Here is a 20,915-nt window from a genome sequence, read left to right as displayed (position 1 = left end):
CCTCGGGCTATTCCAAGCGGATGACCATCGAGGCGCCGAGCGTGAAGTCGTTGTTGCGGCGCTCTGCCGACGGCTGGGCGTCATAGCGGTTGCGGCCGGTGAAGCGCAGACTCAGGTTTCGGGTGATGTCGGTTTCTATCCCCGCCTCACTGTGCAGCCGCCAATAGCTGCCATTGTTGATCGATGTCAGAACCTCCGCATTCTGGAAGAACTTCAGATGGTCGTGAATGCGAATCTCAAACTCCTGGCCCAAACGAGCGCTCGGCCTATGAGAGTCATCAAACCCAGCTCGCTGCTCGAACACATACGCCGGCCCCACATCCAGTGCCCACTCCACCCGCTCGCTCTTGAAGAAGTAATACCCGATACCGATCGATCCACGCACGTGGTGGTCCAGGCCCGCCAATGGGTTGCGCTGATAGCCTCCACCAAATGTCGTGAACCAATACGGCGTAAAGTCACTGCGATGATCCGCCGACGAGAACATCCGCTCGGATGTCTGCCGCCCCTCGCTCTGACCGACGTCACCATTGAGCACCAGCGACGTCCGGTGCTTCTCTGACTGGCGCGTACTACGGAGGTCTCCATTCACCCGATAGCTGTCGACATTGCCACCGGTCAAGTTACCGCCAACCGCCACACGGGTCGACCACCGAGCCTTGGGCTTCTTCGGCTCGATCAATTCCTCCGCCTCCACTACCGCCTCATCACCCAGCTCCTCCGTCTTCCTCGCCTCTGGGCGCGGGTTCGCGGTGGAATGATCCGCAGAGGCATGATCGACGATCCGCTCCTCGGTGAACGCCTCGAGTTGCTCTTCCACATCGTCCGGATCAGGGACCTCCTGTGTTTCGTCGCGAGGATCCGGCTTTTCTTGCGCATGCTCGACCACCCGCTTGCTCAAGTGACGGCGGTTCAGCTCCAGCCGCAGACGGAATACCTCCTCCCGCAGACGCGCATTCTCACGCAAAAGCGCCTCCACTTCCGGGTTGGGCATGAACTGCGCACTCGCACGCCCACCGCAGACCACCGCGGCGAGCAGAACAACTGCCATCAATAAGTAAGAAGAGTGCGGACGGTCCATAGCGAGGCGGCACAATGCAGAGAATCACCCATAGGGCAATCAAGCGTCTTCAGTTGAGACAAGGGTTCCCTCTGCTATGTTCGGGCAATAGACGCCTGAATCAGCCCAATCTTTCCATGAACCTCGGACATCGCCCACGCAGGAACCGTAAATCACCAGCCATCCGCTCGCTGGTGCGTGAAAATTCACTTAGCCCGGCTGACTTCGTGCTGCCGCTCTTCCTCCACGAAGATGCCGAAAACACGCCAATCGACTCAATGCCGGGCGTCACCCGCTGGTCTCTCGACGGCTTGGTCGAAGAAGCCAAACAGGCATTCGAGCTCGGCATCCCGGCAGTCGTGCTTTTCCCGAAAATCCCGGACGAGCAGAAATCACCAAAAGGTGACGAGTGCTACAACGACGACGGCTTGGTGCCACGGGCGGTTCGCGCTCTAAAGGCCGCAGTGCCAGCGCTCACCGTGATCACCGACATCGCGCTCGACCCCTACAACTCCGACGGCCACGACGGCATCGTCACCACCGACGAGCACGGCAACCAACACATCCTCAACGACGAAACCGTCGACATCCTGTGCGAGCAGGCGCTCTGCCACGCCCGCGCCGGGGCCGACATCGTTTCGCCAAGTGATATGATGGACGGCCGTATCGGCGAAATCCGTGCGGTGCTCGACGAAGAAGGCTTCGAAAACGTATCCGTCCTCTCGTACTCGGTGAAGTACGCGTCTGCATTCTACGGACCATTCCGCGGCGCACTCGATTCCGCACCAAAAGAAGGCGACAAAAAGACCTACCAGATGGATCCGGCCAACCGCCGCGAAGCCCTGCGCGAAGTCGTCCTCGACGAAGAAGAGGGCGCCGACATGGTGATGGTCAAACCCGCCGGAGCCTACCTCGACGTCATCTCCGCCGTGCGCGAGGCAACGGTTTTGCCACTCGCCGCCTACCAAGTCAGCGGCGAGTACTTGATGCTCAAATCCGCCGCCGATGCCGGCTGGATCGACGAACAGGCCGCCGTGCTCGAATCGCTCACCGCCATCAAACGCGCCGGTGCCGATTTCATCCTCACTTACTTTGCCAAGCAGGCCGCCGGTTGGCTGCGTAATGACTAATACCATTTGAGCGGTCAAATTGGCGGAATGGCGGAGAGCTTTTTCGAGTGAGGCAAGGCGCGAACCCCGATGCTAGCGAGCTACCTGAGCTGTGAGCAACACCGCATCACTCAAAAAGATCCCGCCAAGATCACTTTCTTCACACTATCTCCCACCATTCCAATTCCCATCGGTTCCGACAAGGTGACCGTTTAAATGGTATAAGCGCACACGCACATTCCTCCCATTCCCACTTTCACAGACCCATGACTGACAGCCTAGATACAGCCAAATTGACCAGCTTCTCGATGATCGACATCGAGCTCGACTTCCTCATCGACTGCTTCCGCGACGTACTGGATCGCATCGACGCAGGTGATGTCGCCAATTTCCTGCCCTGGAAATCCGACAACCAATCCGAGTCGACCACCAAACAGGATCCAGCCTCGGTAGGCCAGTCCTACTCGATCGCCTTCCAGCTCCTCAACATCGTCGAGGACCGCGTCGGATCGCGCGTGCGCCGCCAACAGGTCATCGACCACGGCGCCTCCGCCGCCCGCGGGTCATGGTCGGAAGCCCTCAAGAAAATGCTCGAGGAAGGCCGCAGCCAGGACGAAATCATCGCCGCTCTGAAGCGCGTCCGCATCGAGCCCGTCCTCACCGCCCACCCAACCGAGGCCAAGCGCTCGACCGTGCGCGAACGCCACCGCCAGATCTACCACCTCGTGCGCAAGCGCGAACGCCACGGTCTCACCGATCGCGAAAACACACGCCTGCGCGACCAGATCGTCAACGAACTCGAAATCCTCTGGCGCACCGGTGAGATCCACGTTCACCGTCCGCAGATTTCCCAGGAGTTCCGCAACGCGCTCTTCTACCTGCGTCATGTATTCCCGATCGCCGTTGAGCGCGGCAACCAGAACCTGCGCAGCGCTTGGCTCGACGCCGGTCTCGACATGGAGCTCTTCGACCGCGAGCGCCCATACCCGCAGTTCCACTTTGGAACGTGGATCGGTGGTGACCGCGACGGCCACCCATTTGTCACCAGCGATGTCACCGCCGAGGTACTCGTCGAACTCCGCCGCAACGCAGTGGAAATGCACGCCGACGCCATGGCCGAGGTCGCATTCAACCTGCCACTGAGCAAGTACTTCCAAAAAGTGCCGGACTCGCTGGCCGACGGGCTCACCCGTTTCGCGCGGACCCTCGACAGCGAATCACGCGTCTCCGAGATCAAAGAGATCTTCACCAAAAACGCGGACGATCCATGGCGTGCGTTCGCCCTGCTCGTCGAAGAAAAACTCCGCATCACAGCCAACTCGCCAACCGACGCCGCTGCCTACACCGACGTCGAGCAACTGCTCGCCGACGTGGAACTGCTGCGTGATTCGCTGATCGAAGTCGGAGCCGGTCCTCTCGCCGAAGAAGTCCTCGCCCCAACCCTGCGCGCGATCGACACCTTCGGCTTCCACCTGGCAAAAATCGACATCCGCCAGAACTCCGCCTTCCACGACACCGCCATGAGCCAACTGCTCACGCTCGCCGGTGTAGAAGACGGTGCCAACTTCGCAAGCTGGCCGGAACAACAGCGCATCGACTTCCTCAACCAGGAACTCCAGTCGCCTCGCCCTTTCCTCACCGCAGGAACGTCCGCCGGCCCGGAAGCCGACGCCGTGCTCGACTGCTACCGCGTGGTGGCAAAACACGTCAAACACTTCGGCCGCGACGGGCTCGGCGCGCTCATCGTCTCGATGACCCGCCAAGTGTCCGACCTCCTCGTCGTCTACACACTCTGCCGCGAAGCCGGTCTCTGTGAGGTCACCGAAGACGGCCTCACCATGGGCCAGCAAATCGTGCCGTTGTTCGAAACCATCGACGACCTCACCAACGCACCAGGCATCGTCGACGAGTTCCTCTCGCACCCGATGACCCAGCGCAGCCTCAGCGCCATCAGCGCCCACCGCGTGCGCCGCGCCGCGATGCAGATCATGCTCGGCTACTCGGACTCCAACAAGGACTGCGGCATCCTCTCAAGCCAGTGGGCACTGCACAAAGCCCAGCGCGAACTCACCAATATCGGTGAGAACCACGGCGTTGACATCACGTTCTTCCACGGCCGTGGCGGAACCGTCGGACGCGGCGCGGGCCCAATCAACTGGTTCCTCGGCGCCCTGCCCGTCGGTGCGCTCAGCGGCAGCTTCCGTGTCACGGAGCAAGGCGAGACCATCGCCCAGAAGTACGCCCACCTCGGACCGGCCTCCCACAACCTCGAGGTGCTCGCCTCGTCGCTCACCCACACCACCGCCAACCACCGCGCCGCCTCGGCCGAGGCCAAGTCGGAGTTCACGGTGGATGCCGACTTGATGGAGCAACTCACCAACTTCAGCCGCGAGGCCTACAAAGCGTTCCTCCACGAACCCGGCTTCATGACCTTCTACCGCGAAGCCACGCCGATCGACGCCCTCGAGCACTCGCGTATCGGCAGCCGTCCGGCACGTCGTACCGGTCAGGCATCGCTGGAAGACTTGCGCGCCATCCCATGGGTGTTCTCCTGGACCCAGGCCCGCTTCTTCCTGCCGGGCTGGTACGGAATCGGCTCCGCTCTTGAGCGCTTGTCGAAGGAAAACCCGGAAGGCTACGCCAAGTTCGCCGAGCAGGCTCGCCAGTCGGTCTTCGCCCGCTACGTGCTGACCAACGTCGAAGGCTCGCTGGCATCAGCCAACGAAGAACTCATGACCGGCTACGCGTCACTCGTCGGCGACGAAGCCGTGCGTAACAAGTTCCTCGGCATGATCCTGGACGAGCACCGACTCGCCACCCAGCACCTGACCGACATCTTCCAGAGCGACATGCAAAGCCGTCGCCCACGCTTGATGAAAACCCTCGAAATCCGTGAGGCTCCACTGCGCGTGCTCCACCTCCAGCAGATCGAACTGCTGCGCGAATGGCGCTCGCTCAAAGCGGACAACTCACCTGAGGCCACCAAGCGCGCCGAACAAGTGCTCTCGCAGCTGCAGATCTCCATCAACGCGATCTCCTCCGGCCTGCGCACCACCGGTTGATCAGCAACACAAATCAAATCCAGCCGCCTGCCAGCCGATCCTCATCGGCCGGCAGGCGGCTTTTTTGTGGCTCTTATCTCTCCCGCTCAACGAGCAATACACGCTGCACGCCCCCTGGTCGCAACCGTTGGAGATTGGGAACCCGTAACGACGACTTTGGTCGCCAGAGGACAACTCCGAGTAATCGAGGCCGTCGCGTAGCGACAGATGACCGGTTAGCCGGAGGTTTCAACCTCCGGATATGAATGCAAGCATGAGGCGTCCCGTTTGGACGGTTTACAGGGGGGCGGGATCACCGAGGTAAACCGCACCTCCGGCGCGAGTAGCTTGGAGTGGCCGCACCAGCGGATGAATCCGCTGGCTAACCAGTAAGTCATCGCGCTGCGATGGGGCGTTGTCGCTCACCGCTCAGGTAACCCGGTAGTATCGCGGTTCGTGCCTTGCCTCACTCGAAGAATCTCTCCGCAATTCCGCCAATTTGACCGTTCAAATGGTATTCAACGGGTGCCATTTCTCGCTTTTGTTTTCAGCGATGGGGATTGGGCTCCCGCAACGGCTTTGGTTGCCAGGATGCAACGTGATTGAGGTCGTCGCGAAGCGACAGGTTACCGGTTAGCCGGAGGTTTCAACCTCCGGATATGAGTGCAAGCATGAGGCGTCCCGTTTGGACGGTTTACAGGGGGGGGCGGGATCACCGAGGTAAACCGCACCTCCGGCGCGAGTAGCTTGGAGTGGCCGCACCAGCGGATGAATCCGCTGGCTAACCAGTAAGTCATCGCGCTGCGATGGGGCGTTGTCGCTCACCGCTCAGGTAGCCCGGTAGTATCGCGGTTCGTGCTTTGCCTCACTCGAAAAAGCTCTCCGCAATTCCGCCAATTTAACCGTTCCAATGGTATTCAACGGGTGCCATTTCTCGCTTTTGTTTTCAGCGATGGGGATTGGGCTCCCGCAACGGCTTTGGTTGCTAGGATGCAACGTGATTGAGGTCGTCGCGAAGCGACAGGTTACCGGTTAGCCGGAGGTTTCAACCTCCGGATATGAGTGCAAGCATGAGACGTCCCGTAGGGACGGTTTACAGCAGGGATGGGATCCCCCTGGGCAATTCTCCGCTACTTTGCGAAGCCCGAAATCCGATAGATCAGGTTCTCTCTAACTTCTGACTTCTCGCGGGCTTGCGCGACCAGAAGGTAGAGATACCCGTCGGACGGGTTGTAGGAGGCATCGATGATCCACGGATAGGAGAGACCGAGGAAGGGTTTGACGTCGACAACTGCGGTAACCGAACCATCCAAGGAGACGACTTTCAGATCGCGCATATTAGAATCCAAAACCACCGCGCCCCGCGGCGTCTCTTCGATCGCTGTGAAATTTCCAAATCCGTCGGAAGCAAAGGCGTTCTTGTTGCCGAGTCTGAACTGGACCTTCCGATCGCGATCCAGACATACGATTTCTTGCACACCTTCCTCGTTTAGTCCGGCAATCCAGATGTCCCCCCCGATCACAGCGGCACAGGACGCATTCTTCATCGTGTACCCTGCGGGAACTGCGCTTGGATCTTTTGAGGTGATCCAGTGGGTCTTTTCCAATTCACCACTGTTGAAACTTAGCATGCTAACGCGGCTGAATCCCTTCGCACTACTCGATCCGGTCTCCACTGAAACGCCCCATGTGCCGCTTCGATCGAGTGAGGTAGATTCGTTTGGAGTTGCTATATCTGATTTGATCTGTCCGCTCTCGATCAAAAGGCCCTTGCCAGAGCGAAGTCTGGCAGCAACCTGGTTGTCGGTAATACGGAGCAAACGCTCCACTTCAGAGCCGGTTTCGATCACACCCGAGTCTCCAAATGCTCGATTGACTTGGAGGCTGGCTCCTTCGTTTGTCTTGAATCCAGTGATGGTACCGTCCTTTCCTCCGACCACGACTTGATCTTTCACGGCGAGGATCTGTGTGAGTTCTCCAAAGGCGTCGTCACTGGTGATTGGCGGCCCCGCATCAAGGAGCTCAGCCTTCAGTTTCAATCCGCCGACATTGACTGGTTTTGGGGACGGCTTCAATCGATTGCCCCTGTCGGAAGCCGCCTGATGCTCAACTTTGTCTTCTTTGGCGGATGCTTCATCGATGTAGGTCTGATCCGCTTTGGTAAAACGCTCTATCGCAACGGTGAACCTTTTGCCGTTTAGGTTTCTAAGCACGACAGAGTCTCCATTTCTCTCCACCAATGTGGCAGTGATTGTTCGTCCCGTGCTCTCCTCTGTCCAAGTCCGGGTTTGACCGTGAATGTTCGTGCAGAGGAGGACGAAAACCGAGATTTGGAGAAGAAGTCGTTTTAGCATGGGGGCATCATCTGGAAATTGGAGCTGTAAGTTAGACACCCGCCTCGTGAGGTCAACGTGCATGATTCCCGTTATTAGGGGAGCGGTGTGCTCACAAATTTGAAGCTATGAATCTCCCATGGTAGTCGGCACCGGCGCTGACGTGGTAGGGCCTTAGCGTCTTGGCGTCTCTGCGTGAAACCTTAGATCTCGCGACAGCGGTGCCCGCCTCAGAAACAAATTTGCTCCGGCGGTAATACAACCGCCGGAGCAAAAAAAGCCGCCTGCCGCAACAACCCCTGCCCAGCAGACGGCCCTGGACGGGCATCGGTAAAGATGCCCGGTCCATCGTCTCTAATGTCGCTATCATAAGTTGATTCGTTCTGTGTGAATCCCCCCGGATTCCGAATCACGTTTGAAGAAAAAGCTCTCCTAACGCACGCTTACAATGTAGACAGATCAATGTTGTTATAGAGCCCGTGATAATCAGGCAATGCTTTTTTATTAAAAAAGTAGGGAGTAATTCACAAGCACCGAAAATGACACATTTGTTTGTCGGGTAATGCGACCAGTACCACGCCCGATTTTCGCATCGATTCCCACCACACTCCGGCTACGCTGCCTCCATGCTTGCCCCGGAACTTAAAGCCAGCGTGGAATCCCTTTGGGCCTACCACCAGCTGAACCACACAGTCTCCCCCGCCGACGCGGTACTCGTCTTTGGTAGCAACGACCTGCGGGTGGCGGAACATGCCGCCCGCCTCGTCATGGACGGACTCGCCCCCTGGTTGCTTTTCTCCGGTGCCCGCGGCCGCATGACCGGCCATTGGGACCAGACCGAAGCCGAGGCCATGGCTGCGGTAGCTCTTGCCGCCGGAGTTCCAGAATCCGCCATCCTGATCGAGAACCGCGCGACTAACACGGGAGAAAACATCCGCTTCAGCCGCGAGCTACTCGCGGACCGGAACCTCACAGTCGACAACGCCATCGTCGTTCAAAAGCCCTACATGGAGCGCCGTACCATAGCCGCGCTCGACGTCCAATGGCCTGAGCTCAATGCCATCGCGTCGTCCCCACCCCTGCCGTTCGACGCCTACTGCACCGATGACCTACCACAGGATGTCGTCATCGCCGCCATGGTCGGCGACTTCCAACGCATCGTCGAATACCCCGCCAAAGGATTCGCCAGCGAACAACCCATACCCCCCGATTCCCGGGCCGCCTACCAAAATCTCGTCGCCGCCGGCTACAGCGCGCATTTGATCTGATTCGTCCAGCACCCCTTCAGGGTGCGATGCATGTGATGCCTGGTTTCCCAGGGTGGCGTCGCCGGAGGCTCCGTTCACCCCGGGCTGGTTTGCGGCTCCCATGCAGGGAGCGGGATCGGCGGAGTTGGTTGGTGCCGCGGTGCGTTGATCACTTATTGCGAACCGGGTTATCCCCAATGACCGATCGAATGAACAGGGAGCTCATTTCTGCTTGAGAGACTCCGGCCTACCTGAAGGCCTCCGCTTCGCCTAAAGCATCCCACTCCTTATCTTTATCCTCTTCGTTATCCTTAACCATCGATTGGGATACCGATACCGATCAGGATCCCCCGACAAACCAATTCATCTGTGAGGATCTGTGCCCATCTGTGGCCGCCGCCCATTGCCCATGGACGGCGGCGTGATGTGCAATCTCCAGCCTACCTCGCCGGTGGCGCCACTTCGCGGATCGTAGTGCCTAGTTCATCGTCGGCGATCAGCAAGGCAAACCGCTCAACCCCGGGAAGCTTGTCCTCATTGAGACTGCTGTAGTCGAACTTACCGCGCAGATCGGTGTAACCGTCTTTGTAGAACTCCACCTGACCGTTCTTCATCCGGGCGTAGACTTTGACATAAGCCGCAGGCACCGGCTTGCCGTTCTGCTGTCCGCGAACCGTTACCAATCCATAGTTTTCGGCGACGGCGACATTCATCCGGTGGTCGGAAACCATGGCGTGCACCGACTTCCCGCCGGCCCGCACTTCTACCAGGAGGTTGCGCCCTTTCAGCGCATCCGGGATCGCAAGAGTCGACTCGCCAGATGCCTGGTTCAGTTTCACATCCATCGTCTGCGTTGGCTGGACGATGCGGAAACGATCGCTGTCCGCGTTCAGGAACGGCGTACGACTGAACAACAACTCCAGATCCACCTCATAGAATGCCAGCTCCACCGTGTCCGCATTCGCGTGGCGCAACTCCAGCGCCCCCGGTCCGGCCTGGCGCAAAGCCAGCGTCACTTCGGCGCTCGCTTCGCGTTCGTGGGTTGCTTCGCGCGAATCCCCAGCCCCCTCGGCCGTCACGCCGGAAGCAATTTCATCGGCCTGAGCCACCACCTGGGCGAACTTATCCCGCCAGTGGTCGCCTGCAGTCCCGGCGTAGTGCGATGCAATCGCCTTCGCCTGCTCCGGCTCGCTGCGGAAGAACGCCGCATAACATGCCAGGTAATCGTACTGCATCTTCGCATCCACCGCGTCGCGGTCGATCGAGTCAAACCACGTGAGCCCTTCGTCGATGCGGTCCTGCATCAGCAAATAGTAGCTCACCCTCAGGCGGTCACCCGCATCGAACTCCGCTTTGCGCGCCAGGATCTCCAACATTCTGGTGTACTGGCCATGCATCTTGTCGTTACCGATCCACGCCTTGCCACCGAGTTGGTGCGCCCGTGCATTCACAAACGGCCGGAAGTCCAGATGCTCGAACTGCCCGCGTTCAATAGGGTCGTAGTCCACCACATCCGAATCCAGGAACGGATAGAACATTTGGCTCGCCCGCTGGTTCATCGACAACAACTCACCGGTCGTCACCACGTCACCATGCTTCACGCCGTACGCCCACAGCTGCGCGTCAAACATGCGGCGGCTACGCAACAAATCCGTCACTTGTTTGAAGAACGCTTTGTCTTTCATCCGCCAAGCCACCGCCGGCAATCCTACCACGTGTAAGTTCTCGTTCTTGAGGAACTCCAGCACCTCCGCATTCGAGCCGTACGCCGCGATCCACGGCCAGCTCGTCTTGTCGACCTGGTCGATCTTTTCCACCACCTCGAATGTGCGCGGCGCACTCGACACCAACAACACCCCGTCACTGGTGACCTGCGCAGCCGGCATCGTGAACGTTCCCGCCTCCGGGAAGTAGAACTGCACCTCCCTCGTGGTCGATTCAAAATGCCCGAGGAACAGACTGCCTCCGATCATCGCCTGGCCATTCTGCAATGGAACCGCACCACTCGGGATCACCGAATGCAGGTCCACCACCAGATCGCGGCCGCTCATGTTCATCGGCGAAACCGTCATGCCATACGCAATCCCGGTCTCCAGGGTATCCCCCACCGCCTTTGGCTCGCGCTGGCCGTTCACAATCACGAACCGGTCGTCAGCACGAAAGACCTGATGGTCCATCCAGATCATCTGACCCGCCTGGGCGTCCTGCTTTTTCGCCGGAACAGTCTGGCGCGACACCACAATCAGCGGCGACTTCGCGGTCAGCTTGCTCGCCGTATCGGAGGACTCCACTTCGGCTTCCTCCGCCTCAAGCGGCAGCCCGGAGAATGCCAGCATGGCCAGCGCTTCGGACACATTCACCGGCTGGCGCACGATCTCCGAGCTCGCGAATGCCGCGTCGCCGTCCCACGCACCCAGCGCCGCCCAGAATGGATTGACCGGGATCAATCCGGGGCCCTGCGCCGCCCTGCGGACACGGTAGTAATTGGACTCGGCGTAGATCTTGGTCAGCCCAAGCTCGCGATAGAGCTGGCGCTGTTTTTCCTTCATGATGTCCATCCCCTCGGGTTGCGGCTCCAACGCGGCCGACGGTGCGGCGGGTGCGTCCCGATTGTCGGCGAACGAATCCTCATCCATCATGGAAAACCCGAGCACCCCTTCCCTCCTACCAAAGCTACCTCCTCCGGCGGCCACCTCGGGCTCCTCGCTCTTGTCCGAGGCGAAAGGATCCCCTTCCGCGCCGCCCATCGACGTCCCCAATGCGGTGAGCACCCATTCGGTGCGCTCCACTGGGTTCGGTGGCAACATCGACGCCCGCGTCGCCAGATCCGCGGCCACGCTGTCGCGATCCGCGCCCTGCGGCAACCCGCGCGCCAACAACGCCAACTCAAGCGCGTTGAGAGTTTGGTAAACCTGCGGTGCCAAATACCCCGTCAGATCACGCCCCAGCAGGAACTCGTCCACCAACGACTTCTCCAGCTTGCTTTCCAAGCCCGGCTTCACCACAGCGTTGAAGAACTCAGGATCGTACTTCGCCAGGAAGAGATGCAATCCATGGCAGGCGAAGTCATCGTAGCGCTCGCGTTTATCGTCATCGCCCAGCTTCTGCCAATTGCGGACAAAGCTGAACTTCCGCCAGTCCGGCAGATCGCCGACCGAGTCAAAGAACCCAGCCAAGTCGTCCACCGTGGCAATCCTCGCCACCCGTGTGCCCTCTTGTTTTTGCAACTCGAGCGTCCCACCCGCGGGCACCGCCGTCACCGAGTCCTCCAACGCCAGAGCCAGACTGGCGTCCTTCACCGGCTGGGTCCTGCGGTCGCACAGCGCGGGCTCGGCGGCATCGCCGGTCACCAGGTTGCGGTCGATCACCACGCCATCGTCCACCACGACGATCCGCAGGGCATCGCGCCCCTCCGGCAGGTTCTTCAAATTGATCGACGCCCCGCCATTCTCGTCCAACGGCACGCTGATGAGGAAGCCCGGCTGGTCGGCGAGGAAATCGTACACCGGGTGCGCGATCACCGAAGCCTCGCTGGAAAAGGCATCATAGCTGACTCGGCCCCTATCTAATTTGTTTCGTCGACGGGACATCAGAGGTTTCGCCGCCCCCTTCTTCAGATCATCCCCCGGCTTGAAGTTACGGTCCTTCGCCGATGCCTGGTCCACGTCCCATGGATTGAGGATCAATTCAGGGCGTCCCAACAGGTTGCCCGGGAAGTGCTTCGCCAACCGCCGCTCGAGCACGTAGCGGTATTCGTCACTGATGCGGCGCCCACCCAGCAGATCCGTCGTCGGCGCACCGCGGAACGACGTCACCAATTGGTCGAAATTCATCGGGAAAATCCCCATGCCTGGCCGCCGCAGCTGGTCGGATCGGTAGCGCGACGCCACCACATAAAGCCGGGTGCGGTCCGAAGCATCGGCCACTTGCACCTTCACCGCATCGCCGGCCACCTCCGCCTGGGTCAGGCGCGGCAGGGTCTGGTGCGGGTCACGCACCGCGATGCGTTCGCCCAACAACCACAGCCCGTGCCAGTCGCCGTCCACCACTTCCACGGCGAACTGATCGCTCTCAGTGCGGAGCTCGTACGATCCCGCCGCAAGCCCGCTGCCAATCACCAAGCCGCCATCAGTCAGCGTCAATTGGTCGGTCACATCACGCACCACCGCACCGCGCCGGATTTCCACCAGACTCACCCGCCGCTGCTCGAGATCCGCAGCGGTCACTGTCATCGGCACCGCCCGCGCCTCACCCGCCTTGAGCGTCACCCCGTCCACGCCGAGCATCACTCGGTCGTCGTTGGATTGGACAAACCGCTGGACCGCTCGCGAGGAAACCATGTCCTTACCGCGCCCCGCCCCGCTGATTTCCACCACCGCCCACCGCGGGACACCGCCGAGCATCACCCGCCCGCGTTCGTCGCTGCGCATCAGTTGATTGCCCACCGCCTGGAACTGCTCATCGCGCACGCTCACCCGCACATCGTGTCCGGCGAGCAGTTCGCCATTGCGTCCGCGCAGCTCGGCCACCAGCCCTTTCTCAGTTGGCAACCAATAAACAAAGCCCTCGGCATCGGTGGCGGCTCCGTCGTTCACTTCCTGATGGCTCCGGGCCTCCAACGTCACCATCTCCCCGGTGCGCACCTGCTCCACCTCCGCGCTCAACACGACCTCCAACGAAACCAAGCGCTCCGGCACGACAAAGTCGATCGTCAGGTCGCGGTAGAACTGCAACGACTCCACCGGCACCCGCTTCACCGACGCCACACCATCGGCATCGACCAAGCGCAAGCTGAGCTTCGGCCGCACCAGTTGCTCCGGGTTCACCGGCTGACCATTGAGCAACGCCGTCCACCGCACAGCCAGCGTCGTTTCCTTGCCCGCAATCAGCGATTCCCTCGGCACCACGTGACTGACGTCCAACACATACTCTTCCCGCACGGCATCCACCTTCGCCGGACGCGCCAGCCCGCTCATCGGGTCGTGCAGGACGACATCCAGCGCCTCCTCGTTCTCGGAAAACGGCAACACACAAAGCCCGTTCTCATCGGCCGGGAAGACATGCCCGCCGAGCCGCACCTCCGCGCCGGCAAAAGGTTTTCCGGACTCGTCTAAAACCAATGCCTGCTGGCCCAGCGGATGCGGCTGGGTGACCACCCGTAAGTCGCCACGGCGCACGATCGCACGGTTGCTGCGGCCATTGCCGATCATCTCAACCACCCACACCCCGCGCCCGTCGATCTCGGGCAGCTCGACCCGCAGCGGCTTGCGCACAAACGGATTGTCACCGGTTTCGATCACGCGGCTGTGGTTTGCCACCAGGCCATCGAGGTCCAGCGTACCATCGATCTCACCCGCATTCTGCTCGTGGAATGCCAGCGTGTTGATCTGGTAAATCTTCACCTCCATCGCGCCGGCATTTTTCGTCATCACTTCCAGCGACACCGGCTCGTCCACTGCAAACCTCGCCGGGTTGGTCGGAGCAAAGTCGATGTCGACTCGATCTCGCAGCGCGGTGAACTGATCCGGCCCGAGCACCCGCGACCAGCGGTCCCGCTCGCCCTTGCCCGCCACGATCATCGCCTCGGCCAGCCACTGCTGGAGTGTCTTTTCCAGGATCAATCCACGGAATGCGGCGTCATTGCCATCCGCCACCAGTTGGTCCATGACCAGCTCGCGCACGAGTTCCTCCTCGACCGGAGGCAGGATCTGGCGCACGCCGGAAATCTGAGTGAACTCATTGCCAAAGGTCATCGGCTGGCGGTTACGACGCAGTTCACGGGTCTGGTAAGCCACTGGCCGCGGCAGCTTCAGGTACTCCTGCAAGTGCTCACGGTTCACACGCCCGGTCATCCGCTCCCACTCGAGCAAGCGGTAGAGCACCTGCCCGCGCAACGCATTCTGGTTCTCCGGCAGGGTGGAAACGTACGCCCACACCCGCTCAAGGTACGCCATCGTCTCGTCCCGATCCACCCACAGCTCGACGTCGTCGCCCGGCATCAATTTGGACAGATAGGCCGCAGTGAAGCGCGAATCGTCACGCAGCCGCGTCACCCGCTTCCGCACTTTATCCATCTGCTCCAGCGTCAGGAACTGGTGAATCTCAAACTCACCCCACGACGCCGTCCGCTTGTCAGTGAAATGCGCGACCACCAGGTCCACCACGCCCGGAGACTGCGCATTCTGGTAGCGACGCAAAAACTGCTCACGCTGCTCGGCCGTAAGCTGGATCCGCTCGCTCAGCAGATACGGCAATTGATGGTCGCTGACATTGCGGAGCGAGTTACCCGATGCCTTCAACGCACTGCGCAACCACTGGCGGCGCTCGAAAACCCCACCATGCAACGCACTCGGCAGCGATTGCTCGTTCTCCCGCAGCGGCTGGGAATGGCTCAAGCTCAGCCCGAGGATGCGCGCGATCGACGCCCCCGACGCCGCGGTATCGTCCTGGAACCGCATCACCGCCCGGCGCAGCTCAAACGTTTGCAGTTCGCTTTCGCCGATCCCGCTCAGCGCGCCCCGCTTCATCTGCGCCCGCATGTCGGCGATCATTGCCTCCTGCTTTCCCCACTGCCCGGTGTTCTCAAAATGGATCAAATGCAGCCGGTAGTAATCGACCGTCCCCGGCACCAGCTTGGCCAACTCCGCCTCGCGGTCGGTCGCCAGCACGTAGGATTCCACTGCGGGAACTTCATTCGCCAACAACGGCGGCGCAGCGGATAGAAGCGCGGAAAGAGCAAGACAGGACGAGGCAACGGATCGGACGGATTTCATAGCTTTGGGAGTTGGTGAATCGGAAAATCACAGCAGCGGCAACGCATCCACGCGCCGCCGGCAATGGGTGTGACACACCACCTCCAGAATCCTTGGAAGTTTTTCTCCCCGCAGCACGAGCCCGATGATCGTGCCCCCAGCCGCACCCACATGACAAGAACCGAAGCACTTTCGGTTGTTATTCCTCACTCGTTTGATCGCACTGCTCCGCAATTCGAGGAAAGCTCACGCAGAGACGCAAAGCGGGGAAAGCTCCGGCGGCGGGGATGGGGCAAGTCGGTCACCTATGGTCGCGGTTTTCTTCCGCAGATGACAGGATGGGTCGGATTTTGGAGTGGGGTGATGCAAATCACTCAGAATGGCGAGAACCACTCCCAACCACAGGAGTGTGGTTGCTCCATTGCCCCCCGCAAAACCACCATTCCCCGATGGACCAACGACACTCCTGTCGTTGCTCGAAGAGCTCCGTCACGATCTCAGCGTGCAAGCCACGCACGCGCAGCGCTGGGGGGACGACATTCCTGCCGTCGAGCGCCCTTCGTGCGCTTCGTGGTTGAAAACCCACCGGCTCCGCCTGCAATCAAAAGCAGTGATTCTCACTGCACTCCCCAAAAAGCCGCTACCCGACCGATCGCATATTTCCCTGTCAGCTCCCCACCTTCGGTGGCACCACCATTTGCGACTTCCTCCGCGCGTGCGCCAGCTTGATGTCCGGCACGATCATCAAGGTCGCGATGGTCATCATCCCGGCACTAATTGCACCCACCGTAGCCAGCGAAAACTGACCCGCCACCGCCAGCGCGACAAAGGGAGCCAGCGTCCCGCGGATCCCTGTCGCAAAGGTATGCACCGCCATGTAGTCCACCACCCGGTCCGGCTCGGCAAACTTCGTCGTCCACAACGACCACGCCACATTCCCCCCCGATCGCGCAATCCCGTGCAACGCAATGCCGATGCACAGCCCCCACCAGCCACCGACGCAGTAATAAACGATCACCCCCGCGATAAACACCACGTTGATCCCCGCCCGCAGGACGTAGAAATTCCAGCGGTCAAACAAGCGCCCCCAACTGTAAACAAAGAGAATGAACGCGACCTGCGGAATCACCGTCGTCAACGACGTCACCTTGTCCGCATCGTAAGCGTAGCCGTACTTCGGGTTGGCCACGGCTTCGACAAACATCGCCATCGCCATCAGGTTGCCGAACCCGAGGATCATCCACGACGTCAGCAATTTGAGAAACGGCTTGTCGTCCTTCACGTGACGGAAGGCATCCAACAACTTGGCGCGCTTGGCCTGCTGGATTTCCACTTTCCCCATCCCCAGCACACAGGCAGCTACCATCAGCGACGCCACGGCAAAACACACCAATGCCACCGGATACGCGTTCATATCCCCGGCCAAGAACTTCCCCACCACCGTGGCCCCGGCAATCGACGCTCCGGCCCGCACCATCGCAGCGAGCGAAAACAACCGCCCGCGTTTCTCATCCGGATACTGGCTCCGATAGATCTGCGCCACCAACGGCAAACTCACCGACATACAAAACATCGCCACACTCAAACCGAGCACGAACATCCAAAGAACCGGTGGTCCATCGCCCCATCCGCTCGCTGCCGCCAACAAAAAGCCGCCACATTCCACCGCGTTGATCACCGCCCCTCCTTGGTTCACCGTCAGCCCGGAGCGCCTCACAAACGTGACCGCACTCACCCCCAGCAACATCCCCAACGGCGAGGCCGCCAGCAGCACGCCCTTTGCCCAATCCGGCGCGGCAAACGCCTGGTTGGCAATCAGGATTGCAAAGGTGGTCACCACCGTCAGCAACACACCGGCAGGCACCGCCCGCAACAAATCGAGCGTGAACGTGCGCTGCGTACGCATCTGAGATGGAGCCGATGTCATAGCCCCACCATAGCCGTGCCACCCCTCCGCGTCATGTGGACGAGGGGAAATCATTCCTCAACATCGCCAACAGATCTCCGCACAATGCCGGCGCGGCGCCGATGGGAAAGCTCACGCAGAGACGCGAAGACGCAAAGCGGGTGCAGCTCCGGCGGCGGGGATGGGGCACGTCGGTCACCGATGGTCGCGATGTTCTTTTCCACAGATGACAGGATGGGGAGGGATTGATGATAGGTTGTGGTGAATCGCTAGGAATGACGAGAACCGCTCCCAACCACAGGAGTGTGGTTGCTCCATCGCAACACGCGAGACCACCATTCCCCGATGGACCAACGACACTCCTGTCGTTGCCCGAAGAGCTCCGTCCCCCTCTGCGTGAGACAAAACCAGAGTACGGCTAAAACGAAAGTTCTTGGCAGCATCCTTGCCCCCCGTGCCCAACTCAAAAAAAGACCCCGCACGACACGCCGGAGCGCATCGTGCGGGGTGAAAATAACTTCTAGCGGACGAGCAGATTAGGAATCGAACGACTCGAAACCTTCCTCGTCAAACACACCGGCGCCTTCGCGTATAGCGGCGAGCGTGCGCTCGTTACCACGGCGGTTTGCAGGATGGTTGATCTTGTTCGCTACCATGCTCACCACCATTGGCAGGGCGGACAGTGCGCCAACTGCCAACAATCCGGCGGCCGTGTTGCGACGTGCCTTTTTGTCCAGCGCCTCAGCGACTAACAATCCCACAGCGGCACCAACCGCAGCTGGGCCGACAGAAACCGCCACGTTGGTGGCAACCGGATTGGTTGAGGTATTGATAGGTTCTTCCATAGCTGGATCACTATACGCAGCTGCAATGCGCAGGTGAAATGGAAAACACGGAATTCTTGCGCCGGCCCGCGCGACTCAAACGTCGCTCATTTTCACCGTAGCTTCCCTTGCCACGCCGAAATCCCTCCGCAAGTTACGCGCCATGAATACTCCCAACGTCTACGCAGTGATCCTCGCGGGTGGAAGCGGCCAGCGCTTTTGGCCATTGAGCCGTAACAACCGTCCGAAGCAGCTCCTCAACCTCTTCGGCGACACCACACTACTCGAAGACACCATCCGCCGACTCGACGGCATCGTGCCACCTGAGCGCGTGCTCATCGTGACCAACGCAGTGCAACAGCCGGCCGCCATCGAGATCGCCTCGGCCTGCGGAGTGCCTGCCGAAAACGTCGTCGCCGAACCCGAGCGCCGCGACACCGCACCGGCCATCGCATTTGCCACCGGCTGGGTTGCCGCCAAAGATCCGAACGCAGTGATGGCCGTGTTGCCATCGGACCAACGCATCGCCGACCGTGCCGCATTCCAATCGGTTCTGGGCACCGCCGTGGCAACCGCCGCCGCTGAACCGGCGATCCTCACCATCGGCATCAAGCCAACCTGGGCCTGCCCGGGCTACGGCTACATCGAAGTGGGAGAAACCGTCGCCAACACCGAAGGCGATGCCATCGTGCGCGACGTCGTCCGATTCCGCGAAAAACCAACCACCGAAGTTGCCGAGCAGTTCCTCGCCGACGGCGGCTTTGTCTGGAATGCCGGCATGTTCATCTGGTCGGTCGCAACCGCCCGCAACGAACTCTCCGAGCATTGCCCGGAACTCGCCGCATTCATCGACGAAACCGCCCAGGCCACCAACCCACTCGACACCCTGGAATCGAGTTTCCGCACGCTGCCGAAGATCTCGATCGACTTCGCATTGATGGAAAAAGCAAGCCGCGTCATGAACGTCGAAGCCACCTTCGACTGGGACGATGTCGGCAGCTGGATCTCGGTCGCGGCCTACCTCGAAGCCGATGCCAACGGCAACCGCAGCAATATCGAAATTACCAGCGTCGATAGCCGCAATAATATCGTATTTTCAGAAAATGCCGACCCGACCAACATCTCACTTGTCGGCGTCCAAGATCTCATCATAGTGCGCACCCGCACGGCAACTTTGGTGGCCAACCGGCACTCCGCCGATGACATCAAAAAGCTCATTGAATTGCTGCCAAGCGCTCTACATTAAGGACACGACTGATCCCACCACACCACCTGTATGAAGGACACGATCAAAGCTCTCGGAATCGACTATGGCGACGCCCGCATCGGCGTAGCGGTCTCGGATGACCTCGGCATGATGGCCCACCCTGTGGAAACCATTGCCAACGACGATCCGAAAAACCGCCCGGAAGACCGCATCGCCGACCTTGTCGCCGAGCGCAAAGTCGACATGGTGGTGATCGGGATGCCCTTCCGCATGGATGGCAGCGAAGGCGACGCGACCGCCAAAGTGCGTAATTTCATCGAGAAGTTGCAAGCCGTGCTACCAGATGGTGTGGAGATCGAGGAGATCGACGAACGTCTCTCGACTGTCGAAGCCCAAAGCCAGCTCAAGGCCTCGGGCCGCAAAGCCAAGGACAGCAAGCAGGTCATCGACCAAGTCGCCGCGACCGTCATCCTTCAGGATTGGCTCGACAACCGCGAGGACAGCAGCGACAACGACGATGACTTCCGCGCCGGCATGCTCGACGACGACGACGACGACTGGCTCGGCTTCGGTGGAGACGACGACGACGACGATAATTTCTTTTGATCGATCACGACCAGACACCGCGCAGAATCCGCCTGACCATCGCCTACGAGGGCAGCGGGTTCTCCGGATGGCAATCCCAGCCTGCCGGTGACGCGGTGCAGGACCACGTCCAGCGCGCCATTGCCGCCATCCTCGGCAAACCCAGCGCGCTCCACGGCTCGGGACGCACCGATGCCGGAGTCCACGCTCTCGGCCAGGTAGCTCATTTCGACCTCCCGCCCACGCACCGCATGGACGGCGGTGCCTGGCTGCGGGCGCTGAACACAAAACTGCCGCGGCAAATCCGCATCGTCGATGCCGCGGTGGTCGACACGGATTTCCACGCCCGCTTTTCCGCCACTGGAAAGCACTACCGCTACGAGATCGTCGTCGCCGATGTGCTCCCCCCCTTTGACCACCTGCGGGCCTGGCACCAGCGCGGGCCACTCGACCTGGCCGCGATGCACGAGGCTTGCCGCATCCTCACCGGCGAACACGATTTCTCCGCATTCTGCGCCAACCGCAACGACGGCACCGACCGCGTCCCCGGCAGCGGCGACAACGTGCGCCACGTCACCTCCATCACACCGCTCGAGTCCGCGCTCGACCATCTGCCCGGCACACGCATCACGCTCGACTTCCGCGGCAATGGCTTCCTCTACAAAATGGTGCGGCTGATGACCGGCGCCATCGTCCGCTGCGGCCAACACAAGCTCACCACCACCGAGCTCACAGCCATGCTCGACCGCGAGCGCCTCGCCGCCCAACACGCCGCCGGCGGAGTTGAAAAATCCCCACTCTGCGCACCAGCCGATGGCCTGACCCTGGTTTCGGTCGATTATTCCTAACCA

11 protein-coding genes are annotated in these 20,915 nt (G+C 60.6%); 6 read left to right on the top strand and 5 right to left on the bottom strand.

The genetic code is table 11. The features are described 5' to 3' along the window. Positions 1-7 precede the first annotated feature (7 nt). A complete protein-coding gene (locus G3M56_RS02290) occupies positions 8-1,051 on the bottom strand; it encodes a DUF481 domain-containing protein (protein ID WP_164365533.1) in 1,044 nt (347 codons plus the stop codon). A gap of 146 nt (positions 1,052-1,197) precedes the next feature. Here G3M56_RS02290 and hemB point away from each other — a divergent pair, with 146 nt between their 5' ends. After that, complete coding sequence (gene hemB, locus G3M56_RS02285) at positions 1,198-2,190, top strand: porphobilinogen synthase (RefSeq protein WP_164365534.1); 993 nt, start codon at positions 1,198-1,200, stop codon at positions 2,188-2,190. Between the two features lie 245 nt (positions 2,191-2,435). Then, the gene (locus tag G3M56_RS02280; RefSeq protein ID WP_164365535.1) at positions 2,436-5,231 is read left to right on the top strand and encodes a phosphoenolpyruvate carboxylase; all 2,796 of its coding nucleotides are present in this window, start codon (positions 2,436-2,438) and stop codon (positions 5,229-5,231) included. 1,109 nt (positions 5,232-6,340) lie between these two features. Here the strand turns inward: G3M56_RS02280 and G3M56_RS02275 are convergent. After that, a complete protein-coding gene (locus tag G3M56_RS02275) occupies positions 6,341-7,627 on the bottom strand; it encodes an SHD1 domain-containing protein (RefSeq protein WP_164365536.1) in 1,287 nt (428 codons plus the stop codon). 542 nt (positions 7,628-8,169) lie between these two features. Here G3M56_RS02275 and G3M56_RS02270 point away from each other — a divergent pair. Then, entirely contained in the window at positions 8,170-8,811 is a 642-nt protein-coding gene (locus G3M56_RS02270; RefSeq protein WP_164365537.1) for a YdcF family protein, read from the top strand. A gap of 419 nt (positions 8,812-9,230) precedes the next feature. Here the strand turns inward: G3M56_RS02270 and G3M56_RS02265 are convergent, their stop codons facing one another. The 3 genes from G3M56_RS02265 to G3M56_RS02255 form a co-directional block, all read right to left on the bottom strand. Then, on the bottom strand, positions 9,231-15,563 hold the full coding sequence (locus G3M56_RS02265; protein WP_164365538.1) for a hypothetical protein: 6,333 nt from the start codon (positions 15,561-15,563) through the stop codon (positions 9,231-9,233). Between the two features lie 646 nt (positions 15,564-16,209). Further along, positions 16,210-17,469: an MFS transporter gene (locus G3M56_RS02260; protein WP_164365539.1), complete on the bottom strand. Its 1,260-nt coding sequence runs from the start codon at positions 17,467-17,469 to the stop codon at positions 16,210-16,212. Between the two features lie 515 nt (positions 17,470-17,984). Continuing rightward, complete coding sequence (locus tag G3M56_RS02255; RefSeq protein ID WP_164365540.1) at positions 17,985-18,293, bottom strand: hypothetical protein; 309 nt, start codon at positions 18,291-18,293, stop codon at positions 17,985-17,987. 142 nt (positions 18,294-18,435) lie between these two features. Between G3M56_RS02255 and G3M56_RS02250 the strand changes: the two genes are divergently transcribed. From G3M56_RS02250 to truA, 3 genes are read left to right on the top strand one after another with little or no spacing between them, the layout of a single operon-like run. After that, on the top strand, positions 18,436-19,518 hold the full coding sequence (locus tag G3M56_RS02250) for a mannose-1-phosphate guanylyltransferase (RefSeq protein WP_164365541.1): 1,083 nt from the start codon (positions 18,436-18,438) through the stop codon (positions 19,516-19,518). A 30-nt stretch (positions 19,519-19,548) separates the two neighbouring features. Then, the gene (gene ruvX / locus G3M56_RS02245; protein ID WP_164365542.1) at positions 19,549-20,085 is read left to right on the top strand and encodes a Holliday junction resolvase RuvX; all 537 of its coding nucleotides are present in this window, start codon (positions 19,549-19,551) and stop codon (positions 20,083-20,085) included. Beyond that, positions 20,082-20,912 carry a tRNA pseudouridine(38-40) synthase TruA gene (gene truA / locus G3M56_RS02240; protein WP_164365543.1) on the top strand — a complete coding sequence of 277 codons (831 nt, stop codon included), beginning with the start codon at positions 20,082-20,084 and terminating at the stop codon, positions 20,910-20,912. The genes ruvX and truA overlap by 4 nt, the downstream gene beginning before the upstream one ends. Positions 20,913-20,915 lie beyond the last annotated feature (3 nt).

This window comes from Sulfuriroseicoccus oceanibius, from assembly GCF_010681825.2.
Classification (GTDB): domain Bacteria; phylum Verrucomicrobiota; class Verrucomicrobiia; order Verrucomicrobiales; family SLCJ01; genus Sulfuriroseicoccus; species Sulfuriroseicoccus oceanibius.
The sequence above is the reverse complement of the archived record's forward strand: the minus strand, read 5'-3'. Positions and strand labels throughout refer to the sequence as shown.